Genomic DNA, 15,751 nt, shown 5'->3' on the forward strand with positions numbered 1-15,751 from the left:
CGTGAAGTCGTGCGTGGGAAAGCCGAGACAGCGGCCCTATAACTGCGTCCTCTACCTCTGCAATCGCACTGGTCTCGTCGGACCAGTAAGGGACTCCGCCAGCACCACTTCAGCTCTCGTGGTCGTGAGCGGCCGAGAACCCGGTCGGTGGTCCAATCAAAAGACCGCAGGACGACAACGAGATGCGCTCGTGGGCAGTCGCCCGGGGAGAGTGCGCTGGGCACTCTCCCCGGGACGACCGCCCTGCTCCGTCCCGGAAAGCAACGGGGAGGGAGCGAATTGCGACGGACGGACGCTCTACTCCTGCGCGGCCTTGCTGCGCATCGTCTGAGCTTTCGTCCCGCCGCTGGTGCCGAAGATGGCCTTGATCGCGTCCTGCTTGGTCTTTGCCTCGCGGTCGATCTCGGCGCGCACCGTCTCGGCTCGTTCGAGCACCTTCGGGTCGGATTTGCTGGTCTCGACCCAGGCCTCAAGGCCAAGACGGATCTCTTCGGTCAGGCTGCGGTCGTTCAGCTGGGCAAGAACGTCCAGCTGCGCCCGCAGTCCGTCTGTGATGCGAACCGCTAGCGGTCGCACCGGGCCGAGTGCCACTGCGGGCACCTCGGCCGAATTGTTCTCACTCATAGGTGAGCCCTCCTCATCGGAAGCGGCCGGCGAACCCGGAGTGGGTTCGCCTCGTGGAGCCGCTCACCGACGACGAGGGAATCCGAATTATGAACGATCGCGGCTGAGCGTCAATCGTCCGATCGCTCGCGTTGTGAATTCCACACCGCGCTCACCCTTCTCAGCGCGCACTTGGCCCATACGGACTCCACCCCTTCATCAGCGGCGCCAGCTCCGCTTCCGTGGGCGTAGGTACCTCCGGAACGATCAGCTTCGGCTCCGCGAGAGGATCGATCTTGTCGACGGCGCGGTGCATCTCGTCGAGGTAGGTGAGCACAGCCGTGTGCTCCTCCCCCGCGAGCGTTTCGGCAGCAGCCACTGCGGCGTCGAGGAACACTCGTCGACGCTTCAGATCGTCTTGCTGCGCGACCATGCGTGAGAAGTGATCCCAGCGCGCCTGCCAGGCAAACTCGCGCTTTGCGTTTTCGAGCGCTGCCTCCCAACGTCTCCGACGTTCCGCTCCCTCGCGGACACGCCGCTCCTCAGCCCAGCCGGCCTCGATCTCGTATCGTTCGAGAGCGGCGAAGACGTCGCCCAGCTTGTCTTCAACGCGCGTCGCCTTCGCGTCGCGAAAGTGCTGCCCCTGGTAGGGCGTGCGCCGTCCATCGAGGATCAGTTCCAGCCGACCGGTGCTGACGAACTCCGTGTTGCGACGCCATATCCAGGTCGGGGTGCCCTTGGGCGGTGAGTACGAGTAGTCCCGCTTGGCGCCGCCCGTTCCTGGGATCTCGCGGATCTCAACCGAGTAGTCGCCGTCGCTCGTGACGAACCACAGGTGCCCCTTCATTGGATGACGCTTGTGTCGGTCCTTGTTGGCAGCGACCTGTGCTGGCAGCTGAATCTTCACCCCGCGTCGTTCCGCTTCTGACGCCAAGGCATGCAGAACTCGAGCAGCTCGACTCACGTGCTCTTTCGAGACGTACTGCCAGCTCACGTCGTCCAGGTACGCGCGAGCGACCGGGTGGTACTTGCCGACGCGCTCAGGCACCGCGACCGGACGCGACTCGACGTAGTCCGGAGCGTAGTTCTCGAAGCAGATGATCCACCGCCGACTGGTCCAGCCGCCCTCGCGGCGCAGGGCCAGCTGCTTGCCATGCGGCCGTCGGGACGACTTCAGGCTCAGCCGAATCAGCCGTTCGTAAGGCTTGAGGTCACTCTCGTGCGGGTCCTCGATAACGAGCTTCCCGTCGGCGGCGAGCACGCGATCGATAAACGCGGCGCCCTCGGTGTCGTCGGGAATGACATCGGCAACAGGAGGAGCTTCGAGCCATTGCCTACCCGCGGCCGTCATGCTCGCTCGCCATGATGGTCCCTGCCCGCTGATGGATGAAAGGCCGCGCCGCTCCAGTGCACGAGCCACGATCCGATGCTCCCAGCCCTCCGTATAGACGCCATCCGGGCAGCCGTCCCGGATCCACCGGAGCACGTCCAACTGCTTCTGATTGAGCTGCTGCGGATTCTTTGCCACGCGCGGAGCGTACCGCCCGCGGGCGACAGACGACGGGCTGCTTGGGAGCTGGCCACGGCCTTACTGCCAGCGGTCGGATCTAAGCACGCGCATCCCACGATGCGAATTCGGCGTCAGACGTGAGATGTAGCCTCAGCCCGTGGCAGATACGAAGCAGACCAAGACAATCGGCGAGCACCACGTCGCCGCGGAACTCGCAAGGAGAGGGTGGGCTCCCGCCCTCACTCGCGACGGACTTGAACGTACAGACATCCTTGCGGTGCTCCCGGGCGACGAGAGCCGCCGCTTGGTCGAAGTCCAGGTGAAGACCGCGCGCGGGTCTGACATGAAGACAATCAGCTGGCCGCTCGGGCCAAAGTCTCAAGGCCCCAGCCTCCACGAGCGGGAGTACTTCGTCATGGTGGCGGTATCGCACGACCTCTCCGTACCACCGCGCAACTTCATCTTGCCTCGCTCACACGTAGCCGCCGCGGCATGGATAGAGCACATGGATTGGCTCACTGCACCCGGCGTCCCGGCAGGGAAGAGAAATGCTCCGGTGGAGCGTGCTCGGGTCACCTTGCCGACGTTCGCACAATATGAAGATCGATGGGATCTGCTCCTCATCGATGAAGGAGACGTCCCTGTCCTTCTCCCGTCGCGGTACCGCGATCTTGCCCAAGAACCACGAGTCGGATTGCCCGAGGAACATGTCTGGAGAACGAGCCTGCCTGCCTGGTGAGCTTCGGGAAGGCTGACGCCGCCGGAACATCAACGCGGTATGGCGCAGCTGGTCCCGATACGACCAGGTCACCGATTGGTCGGCACCGGCAAGAACGCAACGGCGCACGAGCCGCATCCATAGCCTGGGCCTCGGTCACGAAGGACGACGCCGCAGTTCGGGCAGTGTGGCTGAACGACCTCGCACAACTCGTCCATGGCGGAATCCTAGGGCGGCCAGCACTTGCACGAAGGACATTCTCCACAGGCACGCATGCCCCACCTCGGCCCCATGACAACGCGGAGTGACCGAAGGGTTACAGCAGCGGTCCGGTCGATGTCGAGTTATTCGGAGAGCCGTTCCAGATCCAGCCTGGAGAGCCCCCATCGGCATACGAGTGATGAGTTGCGCCCTCGGCCACCATGATCTGGTCCCAATACACGCTACCACTCGTCGCGCCGTTGTAGAGCCGTACACTAAGCCGTTCCGTGCCGACAGGGGCGGTCCCGGTTGCACGTAGCTCGTATACACCCGCACTGTTGGGCGCCATGGCCGTGGCAGGATCCGTGCCGCCTGTCCCGAGGTGGGTATTGGATGCGTTGAGGAAGGATAGAAAGATGCTCCGCTGTTGCGTGGTTCCTGCCATCGACCCGGTCTGCGGAGCCTCAATTCGGATCACGCCAGTCACCGTGCAGGACTCGCCCGCGTTTGCAGGAAAGCTAGTACTCGCGAACGAGTCTTGTCCGACCGCCGTGATACGCAGCGAACCATTGCCGTCAGCTGACCATGGCGACGTGACTCGACCGATTGATGAGGAGTAGGCCGACCACCCCGTGCTTCCCGTGGAGAAGCTTGGATTGGTTGCGAGATTCGTGATCAGCGCGCCTCCATCTACCGCGTGTCCGTCGCATGCGCCAGCCATCGGCCGGCCCGTCGTCGTCGAGACGAAGTAGCTTCTGTCCTCAGTCGTAGCCGTGAGACAGAAGGTCTTCGGACTCGCTGAGTTGTCGACGCGGTACTGGTAGCTCGTGTCGCCCGAGTTGGAGAGTCCCGCTGCGGTGAGGTCGGAGGGGTACTGGTCAGCGTTCTGGACGGCGTACGTCTGGATCTTCGTCAGCGCCTGCTTGGCGGCGGCCTGAGCGGCTGCGGCTTTCGCCTGGTTCTGGATGCCGTTGTACGCGACGATCGTGATGGCCGCCAGGATGGCGATGACGACGATGACAATGAGTAGCTCGACGATGGTGAAACCGCGGCGCTGGAGGCCCTCTGAACAGGTGTCTCGAGGTGAGGCAGAACGTGACCAGAGACCAGTGCGTGATGCCCTTCGCGCCACAACTGCCCATGACTATGAACCATGAGCATGATGCTGGCAAGCGCTCATGCGTCGTAGTTTTCACAACGTCGCAGCGAACGAGTCGACGTCCCGGACCCGATCACCCTGAAGAGTTCGAACGTCTGTCAAGAAGCTCCTGGTAGAGGCTTGCGCCGGAGACGCGTGGGCGTGGCGAGGTTTGAGGCCGGTACCAGTCGGCGATTCGGAGCCAGTCGTTGTCGATGAGCTCGCAGTAGTCGTGGCAGGCGCGGATGGTGAGCCAGACCTGGGAGCGTTCCTTGTCTTCGTCCGACGTGCAGTCAACGCCGTCGAGGATCATCTGTTGCCACCGAGCGTTGATCTCGCGCGCCTGGGGGAAGGCTTGGATGACGTCCCAGAAGTGCCCGGCTTCTTGGTGGCGGGAGTCGGCGAGGTGGCGCCGCAGGAAGGATTCATCTTTGTCCGAGAGGTCGTTGTGCCAGCCGACCCGGTAGACCGCGTCCGCGACTTGCTCTTCCACCTCGGTGTCGGAGAGCAGCCAGAGTCCGCCGTGGCGGCTCTGGAATCTCTTGATCTCGAGCCATTGTTCGGCGAGCCGGAACAGAGCGGAGCGCCCGTAGCCCTGCGCTTGTTGGTCTCGGTCGTAGGGCTGCTCGCTGTCCGGCGCCCAGGGCACGGTCTCTGAGGGTTCCTCGCGCCAGGTTTCGATCGCCGCTTCAAGGTCTGCTGCCAGCGCGTAGATCGGTGTCCAGATCCGGTAGTAGGCCTCGAATCTCTCGACCCATTGCACGGCGAGGCGGGAGTCGGCGGGATGGCGCCTTTCTTGTAGCTCGAGGCGGGCGCGACGGAGGGATGCATCCTGGCAGATCACGAGGATCGCCTCGGCCACCTCGCCGAGCAGACGGCGCTCGTGGCCCTTGCGGAACGTATCCGGCACAACGCCGTAGAGCTCCGCGGCTTCCCGTCGCCGGTCGACTTGCGGCCAGAGCGCAGTGCCGGGGTAGAGGCCGAGGAGGTACTCGGCAGACTCCTGGATGGATCCGCCACCGAGCGTGGCGACGGCTTCCTTCAAGAGCATGCGAACACCGGCCGCATCGGTCTCGGGCGACGCGGAGTACTCCCCCAGACGGCTGGCGTTGGTCAACGCGGGCACCGGCAACCGGCGCAGCGACCCTAGCCCGTCCGCCCGGAGGCGGTTCAGATCCTTTATGAGCTCGTCGTAGCTCGGTGTCCGGGATGCGTCCGCCATGTCCCCATATTGCCCAACCCGCGGCCGGACTGCGTCCGGACTCCGCGACAGGCGGGCCGATTGGCTGGAAGCAGAGGGACCGGGCAGGCCGATCCCGTTCATGAAAGGAGGTTCGACATGCAGAACCCATCCAGTCAGCTCGTCTCTTCCGGTTCGCGTCTCGACTCACGCGCCGGCATGGGGGCGATGTCGCTGAGCACCCAGCGCCAGGTGCGCCGGGAGGTCGAGCGAGTGCAGACTCGGGCGATCATAGCGGGGCAGACCGAGGAGGCGCGCGCCGCCATCGCCAACCTCGCCCTCGAGCACGTTGGGGCGCTGACCGCGCTGGAACAGCACCTCATCACGGTCGCTCCGCTGGGCGAGGCCCGCTACCGCGAGATCGTCGATAGCTACACGCTCGGCGCGGCGGCTGCCGTGAGGAGGTGGTCGTGATGTTGCTCGGACTCTTGGCGCTGGTCGGCCTGCCGTTCCTGCTGCTGACGGCCGTGTTGGAGAAGGGTGCCGAGGTAGTGGAGTACCTGGTGCAGCAACGACGGCGGGGCAAGCGCCGGAACGTCGCCCAGATCGAAGCGGAGCTCGATGCGACGGAGGAGGAGCTTCGCGGCGCCGTGCTGCGTCTCGCCACTGCCATGAGTACGGAGGCACACGAGGCGCGCCGCGCCATGATCCGCGCCTCACACCAAGCCTCCGGAACCCTCCCCTCACGCCACTAGCAAGGCACCGAGTGGGGGCGGCGCGGGTGCGCGCTGCCCCCGCTCTCTCGTCCGGTCGCGGTCGCCGTTGTCGATTCCACATCGGCGTTCAGGACCAACCTCTCGCATCCCAATGTGCTCGATGCCGATCCTGTCCGTCCGGCCGTCCAGCCGCATCTGGGGAAAGAGCGACCAGACGGTTGACGAATCGTCGCCAGCCGCTCATACCCATCCCTCAGCCCGAGCAAGTCGGGTCAGAAAGGAGCAATTGATGTTCAACCCACCGCAGCTGCCAAACGAGCTGCCAGCACGAACCGACGCCCCCGAGGCGTTCGATGTCATTTACGCGGATCCGCCCTGGGATCTCCAGCAGAAGGGCGCTCGCGGCGCTGGCAAACACTACGACCTCTTGTCGCTTGAGGAAGTCAAGGGCCTCGGCGACGCGGTTCGCGCACTTGGCGCGCCGAACAGCCACCTCTACCTGTGGGTCACCAACGCAACCCTCCGCGACGGGTACGACGTCATGGAGGCATGGGGCTACACCGTCCGATCGCCCCTGACCTGGATCAAGCCGCGCTTCACTCTCGGCAACTACCTGCGCAACGCGACCGAGCACCTGCTGTTCGGAACGAGGGGCACGGCACCGGTCAAGTACCGGTCGCAACCCACCTGGATGTTCGCGCCGCTTCTCGACCACTCGGTCAAGCCAGACGAGGCCTATGCGGTGATCGATCGAGTGTCGGGGCGGGACGCAACCAAGCTCGAGCTGTTTGCCCGACGTCGCCCGCCCGCCCCGAACTGGTGGGTGTGGGGGAACGAGATCGAAAGCGACGCGTCGCTCTTGAAATGGGGCTACCCCGTGCCCTCCGATTTCGCTCGACAAGACGAGACGCATACCGGCGAGGTCATTCAAGAGGTGGAGGGATGAGCCATGGCCGACGACAAGCCAGCGTCCTTCGCAATGCGCGTCTTCTCCGCCTGCCTGTTGCTCCTGCTGAGCGTGCTCGCGCTCTGGCTGGCGGTCGAGGTGCTCGCGCAGTTCTGGGGCTGGCTGCTGCTGATCGCAGTCGTGGTCGCGCTGGTGGGCAGCGTCGTCTGGTACGCGAGGTGGCGACGGGATCGGGGGTGGTGAGCATGAGCGCGATGACCTCTGTCGCGACGTTGCGGAATAGACAACACCCCTTTACAAAACCCCAGGGCTCGTGCATAAACGAGCTTCCCACTTGCGGGATGGACCCAGCGACTGCCGACGGCCGAGAAGCGAAAGGAGAAATGCGAAAGGAGGCCACCGTGCCGAAGAAGCCAAGCCGTCGTGAGCAGCCCCGAGAATTGCGAGTGCGTGTCCGTGGCGATCGACGCGACGATCTGCCGCCCCGCGTCGGCCGTGTCCTCACGGCGTACGGTCTGGCGAACGCTCGGCGAGAAGCCGAAGCGCAGGCTCAGCTCCCGCTCGATGCCATGCGCCCGCCCCGCGGGGAGGACGGATATGCCTGAACCGTTCGTCTTCTCCCGTCTCGACCTGCCGCGGCCCATCGAGCCGACCGCTGTCAGCCAACTGCTCACCAGAATCAGCGCGTCGGACGTGCCCCGTCCAGTCGCCTTCGAGCTACGGGCAGGCGACGACGGCGTGCAGTACACCCTCGGCTGCGCAGCCACAGCCGTCCACACTTTCAAGCGACTACTCCGCGCAGTGCTCCCCGACGCGACGTTCGGCGCGCTAGACCGAAAGCCCGTCGACGCGGCAGGCCGGGTCAGCGCTCAGCAGAGTGCGCTTCCGCTCAGGGACCGAGCCCCGGAGGACGTGGTCGCCGCGGTGCTCTCGGCCGTCACCGGACGCGGCAAAGGCGAAGAGGTTGTGCTTCAAGTGGTGCTTGGCGCGGCCCGAAACCCGCAGCCCGTCGAGACGGCCGTGGCGGACCCGCTGCAGCCGGTCGCGGACCGGATCTGGCGCGGTAGCCGTCGCGCAACCGCCGAAACTCGCAGGCGACTCGTCGAGCATGCCGCGGACACTCGGATCGGCGTCACGATCCGCATCGGCGTCTCGGGGCCAGACGCGGATCGGCGCGGGCGACTGGCTCGCAGCGTGTTCGGAAGCCTTCAGGCGCTTCAAAGTGTCGGCATCCGCCTCCAGCTCCGTCGCATCCCACCCGTTCACGTGCACCGAGCGCATCCATCGCGAAGCGGGCTGCACCTGACTCCCGACGAGGTGGTGCCGCTGCTGGGCTGGCCGTTGGGTGACCGCAACTACGCAGGGGTCAATCCGATCCATCCGCGTCGGCTCGCCGCCCCCAAGGCCGTATCGAGCGATGTCTCGGTCTTCGCCGTCGGAACGGCGCCCGGGCCCGACCGCCCGATCGGGTTCCCTCCCAGGGACCGTTTGCAGCACCTCGTCGTACTCGGCCCCACCGGGTCGGGGAAGTCTCAGGCCCTGGAGCATCTCGTGCTGTCCGATATCGAGGCCGGACGAGCGTGCGTCGTCATCGAGCCCAAGCGACAGCTCGTTGACGCCATCCTGGACCACTTGCCAGCCAGCGCGGCAGGCAACGTCGTCGTGCTGGACGCCGCGGACGAGCAGCCGGTCGGTTTCAATCCGCTCGACATCGGCGACCGCGACCCGGACATCGCCATGGACGGAGTGCTGGCCGCGCTCCAGGCGGTGTTCGAGGACGGGTGGGGACCGAGGACCGAGTACCTGATCCAAGGGTCTCTGCTCTCGCTCGCGCGAGCCGGAGTTGCTCGGGGTGCGCCGTATACGCTCGTCGATCTACCCACGCTGCTCACCGAGGCCCGCTTCCGCCAAAGCGTCACCAAGCACGTCACCGCCGACCCGACGCTGGCGACCTTCTGGGCCGAGTTCGAGGAACTCCGGCCCGGCCAGCGCGCCGCCATGATCGCCGCGCCCCTCAATAAGCTCCGCAAGCTGGTTCTGCGCAAGAACCTGGTCGCGATTCTCGGACAATCTCAACCCCGCTTCCGGCTGCGCGACGTCTTCCGCGAGGGCAAAACCGTCCTCGTCCCGCTCAACGAATCGCTGATCGGCAGCGGTGCGTCCCGGTTCCTCGGCAGCCTCGTCGTGGCCGAGATCTGGCTCGCGACCCTCGAGCGCGCCGCCGAGAAAGACCCGAAGTCGCGCCCCGGGATAGTCATCGTCGATGAAGTGCAGAACTACCTCCATCTACCAACCTCCATCGGTGACGCTCTGGCGACCTCTCGTTCTTACGGCGTGGCCTGGCACCTCGCACATCAGTTTCGCGAGCAGCTCCCCCGGGCAATGCGCAGCGCCTTCGACGTGAACGCGCGCTCGAAGATCTGCTTCGCCCTCACCCGAGACGACGCCCGCGACCTCGCCAACCAGACGCGCACGCTCGCAGCGGAAGACTTCGAGTCACTCGGCAAGTACGAGATCTACGCCCAGCTCATGGTCGACGGTGCTCCCGGCGGCTGGTTCTCCGCCCGCACACTCCCACCCCCGCCATCGCTTGGCGCTTCAGAGCTGATCCGTCAGGCCAGCCGCGACGCCTTCGGCGCTCGCGACACCACCGACCGAGAGCCGAAGGAACCGGCCAGCGACCGAGTCGACCAGGCGCCGAAACGCAGCCGAGGACAGAGAGCGAGGCGCTCATGACCAGCGCAGCGCTCCAAAGTTCACAGAAGCGGCGACATTCCCGTCGCTCATCCGTCCACCCGTCCAGCCGCCCCTGCCACGCACCCCCTCAAACGGCCACCTTCCGGCCTCTGCCGCCCGAATTGGCCGGGGAATCCCCCTGCTTTGCAGGGGTACAGCCGGGCGCCGGTTCGGCCTGGAGGCACCTATGAGCGCCCCATGGAACCCCTACCGGATCCGCGACCTGGAGCAGCACCTCAGCGAACGAGACGTCGCCATCCTCGAAAACCTGGAGCGCTTCCGTCTCCTGACGACTCGGCAGCTTCAGCGGCTCCACTTCGCTGCCAGCCCGCTCGGCAACCACGCCACCGTCTCGGCTGCGACACGAGCCACCACCAGAGTGCTGACCCGACTCCAGGAACGAAGCGTCATCACTTCGCTCGCTCGACGCATCGGTGGACTCCAGCCAGGCTCGACGTCCACCGTCTGGCAGCTCGCGGCGGCCGGCGAACGCTACCTGCGCGCCCGCCGCGGCGACCCCGACCGACGCAAGTTCACTGAACCCGGCAACGCCTTCATCTCACACACCCTGGCCGTCGCCGACGTCGCCGTGACCGTGCTCGAACAGGCAAGAGCTGGTGCCTACGAAGTGCTCGAACTCGAGACCGAGCCGACCTGCTGGCGCACTTTCTCCGGAAGCGGCGCCACCACCCTGAGACTCAAGCCCGATCTACTGATCGTCACCGCCGACAACACGACCGAAACCCACTGCTTCGTCGAAGTCGACCGCGGCACCGAGCACCTACCGGCCGTGGTGCGAAAGTGCCAGCTCTACCAGCGGTATTTCTCCGACGGCACCGAGGAGCGCATCCGCGGCCTCTTTCCCGCCGTCGTCTGGCTGGCCCCCGACCAGCGCCGCGCCGAGCACATCGACGCCGCGATACGCGCCGAGCGCGCCCTTGAGGCCGAGCTCTTCAGCACCGCGCCTGTCGCTCACACCCTGGAGCACTTGGCGCCGTACACCACATCACTCACCTCGAAAGGAGGAACCCCATGACCACGCCACACTCACTCACAGCCGATCCCAGCCAGATCGACCAGTCTGAGCTCACACAGACCCTGCTGGACAACTGGATCGACGCCGACCCCGAAGCACAGGACGAGTCACTAGCCCGACTCATCGCCGCTTCGATCCATGACGGCGCAGGCAGCGCACTGGAACGATTCGCCGCCACCGGCCTCCTCGACGCTGAAGCCGCCCTCAGCGAACTCAACGACGTGCGCGTCCCATGGGAACGAGAAGCCTGGGTCGACGCGCTCGGCCGCTACATCATCGCCGGAGAAAGCCGACAATGACCGAACACGAACCACAGCCACGTCCAGCCGCAGAAGCCGGCGACATGGACTGGCGACGACTCGAAGTCACCCTCGGCCGCTTCACTGACCACATCGCCGAAGGCCTCAGCGCCGCCATCGACGAACACCGGGAGATCGACGACCTCACCGCCCGCACCATCGCGCACGCTCTCGGTCGCGGTTACGGTCGTACCTCACACCTGGCCGACTTCGGACGCACCGGCGAAGGACGCTACGAAGACCTCCGCGACGAGTACCTGCAGCTCTACACCAGCGACCACATCGACGCGCCCACCAAAGAGCTCATCGACTGGCTCGGCACCTACCTCGTGAACCGAGAGAACGCCAGCACCGACCGCCGCTTCATGAACGAGCACTTGCCGCCCACGCTCGACCGTCTCCTCGTCCCGACCACCCTCACCGTGCGCGGGCAACGCTTCCTCGTCCACGTATCAGCCGACCACGCCAGCCAGGAGATCGCCGAGCTGGAGGAAACCCTCGCAGAACTCGACGTCGACCGTGACGACGCGCTCCAGGCCTTCCTCTCGCTCCCCGACGTCAACGCGGCGGCCGAGAACATCATGGAACGCTTCCACGAGATGCACGCCGGGACATTCATCGACATCGAAGATGCCCTCCGCGCCCTCAGCCCGCTCGTCGAGTGGGAAGACGACCTCGCGGAGTGGGCGATCGACCACGGCATCGAACCCGAAGCGCTCAAGTTCAACCTCGAGCCCCTCGCCGACCGGCTCAGGGGCATCTACGACCTCGTCGAGTGGAAGGAGCGCCTGCATGCCTTCATCAGGTAGGAGGAAAGGTAATCGACGCGGGAAAGGTGTCCAGCGCAAGCGCCGGATCACGGTCGTGCCCGAACGGCGGGACGAAATCGACACCCACTACCTTGCTCGGGCGCTCCTTCGGCTGGCGCAGGAGCAGTACGACCACGAGCCCAGGGCGACGTCGAACCAGGGCGGCTCCGAGCATTTCGATCCGGACGAGCCCTAACGCTTCGACCCGACCTTTCGACGCGACCGCAGACGGAGATCGCCATGCAAGACGATGACATCCGAGGAGATTTCTACAACTCCAGCCGACCCCAGGGCAATGCCCAGGAAAACCCGCCAATCGCGCGAGAAGGGCTGGACTTCGAGGCCAAAGAGAGCGTTAATCCGGAGGACCTAAACGGAGGTATCTCACCAATGAGCTCATCTTTCATCGAAAACGCGACCGACGTCGCGCGTGCGAACTCGCTTGACGGCTTGGAACGCCTCATGGGGCCGAGCCTCACGCCAGCAGAGGACGCAACCGCCGCCGCCCAGGCGGTCGTCTACTTGCGGGTCTCAACACCCCGGCAACTCCACACGGCGGCCGACATCGACGAGGACGGCAACAGCATCGCGACGCAACGCGTCGAGACGCTCCGCAAGGTACGAGACCTCCACGCCACAGTTGCCCGCGAGTTCGTTGAACCCGGGCAATCCGCGCAGACGATCTCCAAGCGCGCCGAGTTCAGGAAGATGCTGCGCTACCTCGACGATCACCCCGAAGTGAAGTACGTCGTCATCTACATGCGCTCGCGCGTGTTTCGAAACTTCACAGATGCGGCGATCACCAAACGCGAACTCCTGCAGAAGGGTGTTCGGCTGATCTCGGCGAAGGAAGAGTTCGGCGACGGCTACATGGCCGACGCGATGGAAGCCATCACCGACGTCATGAACGAAGTCCAGGTCCGCATGAACGGTGAGGACGTCAAGGTGAAGATGGCTCACAAGGTTGAGCAGGGCGGCTCGGTCGGCCGAGCGAAGCTGGGGTACCTCAACGTCCGAAAGGACTTCAGCGGTCGCCTCGTCAACACGATCGATGTCGACCCCGAACGAGGGCCGCTCGTAGCGTGGGCTTTCGAGCAGTACGCGACCGGTCGATACTCGATCAGTCAGCTCACGGAGCTGATGCAGGAACAGGGCCTCACGACCCGGCCGTCGCCGTCGCGCCCCGCTCGACCCGTGAGCAACAGCCGACTCGCAACGCTGCTCCGCGATCCGTACTACACGGGCGTCAATCGGTACAAAGGCAAGCTCTACGTCGGACGCCACGATGCGCTCGTTTCCAAGGAGACCTTCCTGAAGGTGCAGGAAGTGCTGGATCAGCGCAACCGGCAAGGCGACCGCGACATCGTCCACTCCCATTACCTGAAGGGAATGCTGTATTGCGGTGAGTGCCACGATGCCGGGCGCACAAGCCGCCTGCTCTACAGCCAGAACACCGGCAACGGCGGGACGTACGAGTACCTCATCTGCGCCGCCAAACAGCGTCGGCTCTGCTCGACACCGGCGATCCGAGTCGAGCAGATCGAGGCTCACATCGTGCCCGTCGTGGCCAGCGAACGCCTCCCAGCCGACACCATTGAGACGATGAAAGAGCGCGTCACGGCGTCGCTCGACGAACTGCTCGCCGCCGACCGAGACGTGAAGGCCCAACTTCGAACGCAGCACGACAAGCTCGAAGCCCAGGAAGAACGGCTGATCGAGCTTGCAGCGACAGGCTCGGTGGCAATGACGAAGATCCGTGAACGTATCGAGGCGACAGCACTGCAGAAGGCTGCGATTGGAGAGAAGCTCGAGGTCACAACAGACCGCCTGCGCTATGGCGCTGAGATGGCGGTCGCCTTCTTGAACCTTCTCAAGAATCCCGGCGAGCTATACCGGCGGGCATCCGAAGCGGTCAGGCGTGATCTGCTCACTGCGTTCTTCTCGCGCCTCTTCGTCACCGTCGAAGACAAGGAGATTCACGTCAGAGGTGACCGTAGCGTCGTCAGCACCAGCGTGCGCAAGGCGTGCGGCAGCAGTGAGGCGTCTCTCGAGCAGAGCAAAGCAAAAGCTCCTCGCGATAATGCGAGGAGCTCTTCTTCTAAACCGTCAGCAACTAGTTCTTTTGTCCGTGGTTTGAGTAACTATGAAATGGCTGGGGTACCTGGACTCGAACCAAGAACAACGGTACCAGAAACCGCCGTGTTGCCAATTACACCATACCCCACAGGGCGCAGGACCACCCGCGCCAATAGTCCATCTTAGGCGACGCGGAGCCGCCCGCCAAACCGAGACGTCAGGCCGTCGGCCGGCGCGCGAGCGCCCCCAGCCGCGCGATGGTCTCGGTCTTGCCGAGCAGCTCCATCGATTCGAACAGCGGCGGCGAGACACGACGCCCCGTCACCGCGACGCGCGGCGGTCCGTAGGCGACACGCGGCTTGAGGCCGAGCCCCTCGACCAGGGCAGCCGCGAGGGCGTCCTGGATCGCGGCGGCACGGAACTCCGACTCCGGCACCAGCTCGAGCGCCCCGACGCAGGCGGCGAGCACTTCGCCCGCGGTGTCGGGCAGGGACGCCACTGCGGCTTCGTCGTACTCGACCTGCTCGGCGAACAGAAAGCCCAGCATCCCGGGCACCTCCCCCAGCAGCTGCACCCGCTCCTGGATGAGCGGCGCCGCCTCGGCGATGAGTCGCTCCTGCTCCCTCGTGGGCGGTGTCTGTACCAGTCCCGCCTGCTGAAGGTACGGGGTGATGCGCCCGACGAACACCTCGGGCGACAGCATCCGGATGTGGTCGCCGTTGAGCGCCTCCGCCTTCTTCTGGTCGAAGCGCGCCGGGTTCGGATTGACGTCTGCCACATCGAAGGCGGCGGTGAACTCATCGAGCGAGAACACATCGCGGTCGGGGGCGATCGACCAGCCGAGCAGCGCGAGGTAGTTGAGCAGGCCCTCGTGGATGAAGCCCTTTTCGCGCTGCAGAAAGAGGTCGGCGCGCGGATCGCGCTTGGACAGCTTCTTGTTGCCGTCGCCGAGCACGAGCGGCAGATGCCCGAACCGCGGGATGAACGACGTGACGCCGGCGTCGATGAGAGCCCGGTACAGCGCGAGCTGACGGGCGGTCGAGGGCATCAGATCCTCGCCCCGCAGCACGTGGGTGATGCCCATGAGCGCGTCGTCGACCGGGTTCACGAACGTGTACAGCGGCACGCCCCCGGCGCGGACGATGACGAAGTCCGAGAAGGACCCGGCCGGAAAAGTCACCTCGCCGCGCACGAGGTCGGTGTAGGTCATGTCCTCGTCGGGGACCCGCAGTCGCCAGGCGGGCTCGCGCCCCTCGGCGCGGAACGCCGCCCGCTGATCGTCCGTGAGGTCGCGGTCGAAGTTGTCGTAGCCCAGCTGCTTCGCCCGGCCGTTCGCCTCGTTGCGCGCGTCGACCTCCTCGCCCGTGGAGTAGCTCTCGTACACTGCTCCGGCAGCGATCAGCTTGTCGAGCACGCCGCGGTAGAGCTCGTGGCGCTGCGACTGCCGGTACGGCCCGTGCGGGCCACCGACCTCGACACCCTCGTCCCAGTCGATCCGCAGCCACCGCAGAGCGTCGAGCAGCTGGGCGTAGCTCTCCTCCGAGTCGCGGGCCGCGTCGGTGTCTTCGATGCGGAACACGAGTGCGCCCCCGTGGTGCCGCGCGTAAGCCCAGTTGAACAGCGCCGTGCGCACGAGCCCGACGTGGGGCAGGCCGGTGGGCGAGGGGCAGAACCGCACGCGCACGTCCGTGCCGGTGGCGGTGGTGGTCGGGTATGAAGCGGATGCGGGGGCGTCAGACATGTCGGGCCCATCTTATCCGGGACGCGCCGTCGAGCCCGGCGCTCCCGGCGCTCCCGCATCCCCCCACGGCGGCTGCACTTC

Annotated in this window: 16 protein-coding genes, 1 tRNA gene and 1 pseudogene; 11 read left to right on the forward strand and 7 right to left on the reverse strand. The window is 65.6% G+C overall.

Translation table 11 applies throughout. The annotated features are described in order from the left end of the window. Positions 1–297: 297 nt before the first annotated feature. Positions 298–624, reverse strand: a complete 327-nt coding sequence (locus M4I32_RS02300) for a hypothetical protein (protein ID WP_319032862.1) — start codon at positions 622–624, stop codon at positions 298–300. 160 nt (positions 625–784) lie between these two features. Beyond that, the gene (locus M4I32_RS02305) at positions 785–2,131 is read right to left on the reverse strand and encodes a hypothetical protein (RefSeq protein ID WP_319032863.1); all 1,347 of its coding nucleotides are present in this window, start codon (positions 2,129–2,131) and stop codon (positions 785–787) included. A gap of 139 nt (positions 2,132–2,270) precedes the next feature. Here M4I32_RS02305 and M4I32_RS02310 point away from each other — a divergent pair, with 139 nt between their 5' ends. Beyond that, a complete protein-coding gene (locus tag M4I32_RS02310; protein WP_319032864.1) occupies positions 2,271–2,852 on the forward strand; it encodes a hypothetical protein in 582 nt (193 codons plus the stop codon). 295 nt (positions 2,853–3,147) lie between these two features. On the opposite strand, the gene M4I32_RS02315 is transcribed toward M4I32_RS02310, so the two are convergent. Continuing rightward, a complete protein-coding gene (locus tag M4I32_RS02315) occupies positions 3,148–4,164 on the reverse strand; it encodes a prepilin-type N-terminal cleavage/methylation domain-containing protein (RefSeq protein ID WP_319032865.1) in 1,017 nt (338 codons plus the stop codon). A gap of 100 nt (positions 4,165–4,264) precedes the next feature. Further along, positions 4,265–5,494 carry a hypothetical protein gene (locus tag M4I32_RS02320; protein WP_319032866.1) on the reverse strand — a complete coding sequence of 410 codons (1,230 nt, stop codon included), beginning with the start codon at positions 5,492–5,494 and terminating at the stop codon, positions 4,265–4,267. 15 nt (positions 5,495–5,509) lie between these two features. Here M4I32_RS02320 and M4I32_RS02325 point away from each other — a divergent pair, with 15 nt between their 5' ends. The 4 genes from M4I32_RS02325 to M4I32_RS02340 all read left to right on the forward strand — a co-directional run bounded on the left by M4I32_RS02325 (position 5,510) and on the right by M4I32_RS02340 (position 7,216). After that, the gene (locus M4I32_RS02325; RefSeq protein WP_319032867.1) at positions 5,510–5,824 is read left to right on the forward strand and encodes a hypothetical protein; all 315 of its coding nucleotides are present in this window, start codon (positions 5,510–5,512) and stop codon (positions 5,822–5,824) included. Continuing rightward, a complete protein-coding gene (locus tag M4I32_RS02330; protein ID WP_319032868.1) occupies positions 5,821–6,105 on the forward strand; it encodes a hypothetical protein in 285 nt (94 codons plus the stop codon). The genes M4I32_RS02325 and M4I32_RS02330 overlap by 4 nt, the downstream gene beginning before the upstream one ends. Before the next feature lie 250 nt (positions 6,106–6,355). Beyond that, a complete protein-coding gene (locus M4I32_RS02335; RefSeq protein WP_319032869.1) occupies positions 6,356–7,012 on the forward strand; it encodes an MT-A70 family methyltransferase in 657 nt (218 codons plus the stop codon). Between the two features lie 3 nt (positions 7,013–7,015). Further along, a complete protein-coding gene (locus tag M4I32_RS02340) occupies positions 7,016–7,216 on the forward strand; it encodes a hypothetical protein (protein WP_319032870.1) in 201 nt (66 codons plus the stop codon). Between the two features lie 585 nt (positions 7,217–7,801). On the opposite strand, the gene M4I32_RS02345 is transcribed toward M4I32_RS02340, so the two are convergent. Beyond that, entirely contained in the window at positions 7,802–8,245 is a 444-nt protein-coding gene (locus M4I32_RS02345; protein ID WP_319032871.1) for a hypothetical protein, read from the reverse strand. Positions 8,246–8,293: 48 nt separating this feature from the next. Between M4I32_RS02345 and M4I32_RS02350 the strand changes: the two genes are divergently transcribed. The 6 genes and pseudogenes from M4I32_RS02350 to M4I32_RS15185 form a co-directional block, all read left to right on the forward strand. Further along, positions 8,294–9,709, forward strand: a complete 1,416-nt coding sequence (locus tag M4I32_RS02350) for a type IV secretory system conjugative DNA transfer family protein (protein WP_319032872.1) — start codon at positions 8,294–8,296, stop codon at positions 9,707–9,709. Between the two features lie 187 nt (positions 9,710–9,896). Next, positions 9,897–10,745, forward strand: a complete 849-nt coding sequence (locus M4I32_RS02355) for a replication-relaxation family protein (protein WP_319032873.1) — start codon at positions 9,897–9,899, stop codon at positions 10,743–10,745. Beyond that, on the forward strand, positions 10,742–11,044 hold the full coding sequence (locus M4I32_RS02360; RefSeq protein ID WP_319032874.1) for a hypothetical protein: 303 nt from the start codon (positions 10,742–10,744) through the stop codon (positions 11,042–11,044). The genes M4I32_RS02355 and M4I32_RS02360 overlap by 4 nt, the downstream gene beginning before the upstream one ends. Beyond that, the gene (locus tag M4I32_RS02365; protein ID WP_319032875.1) at positions 11,041–11,853 is read left to right on the forward strand and encodes a hypothetical protein; all 813 of its coding nucleotides are present in this window, start codon (positions 11,041–11,043) and stop codon (positions 11,851–11,853) included. Before M4I32_RS02360 ends, M4I32_RS02365 begins: the two co-directional genes overlap by 4 nt. A gap of 55 nt (positions 11,854–11,908) precedes the next feature. Further along, positions 11,909–12,049 carry a hypothetical protein gene (locus M4I32_RS02370; RefSeq protein ID WP_319032876.1) on the forward strand — a complete coding sequence of 47 codons (141 nt, stop codon included), beginning with the start codon at positions 11,909–11,911 and terminating at the stop codon, positions 12,047–12,049. Positions 12,050–12,315: 266 nt separating this feature from the next. Next, positions 12,316–13,350 (forward strand): annotated as a pseudogene (locus M4I32_RS15185) (recombinase family protein); the annotation flags it as partial. A 652-nt stretch (positions 13,351–14,002) separates the two neighbouring features. On the opposite strand, the gene M4I32_RS02380 reads toward M4I32_RS15185, so the two are convergent. Together M4I32_RS02380 and gltX are read right to left on the reverse strand one after the other, a co-directional pair. Continuing rightward, positions 14,003–14,077 (reverse strand) — tRNA-Gln (locus M4I32_RS02380). Positions 14,078–14,146: 69 nt separating this feature from the next. Next, positions 14,147–15,670 (reverse strand): glutamate--tRNA ligase, encoded by a 1,524-nt coding sequence (gene gltX / locus M4I32_RS02385; protein ID WP_319032878.1) that lies wholly within the window; start codon positions 15,668–15,670, stop codon positions 14,147–14,149. Positions 15,671–15,751: the final 81 nt, after the last annotated feature.

It is taken from the genome of Microbacterium sp. LRZ72 (assembly GCF_033792225.1).
In the GTDB taxonomy this organism is placed as follows: Bacteria; Actinomycetota; Actinomycetes; order Actinomycetales; family Microbacteriaceae; genus Microbacterium.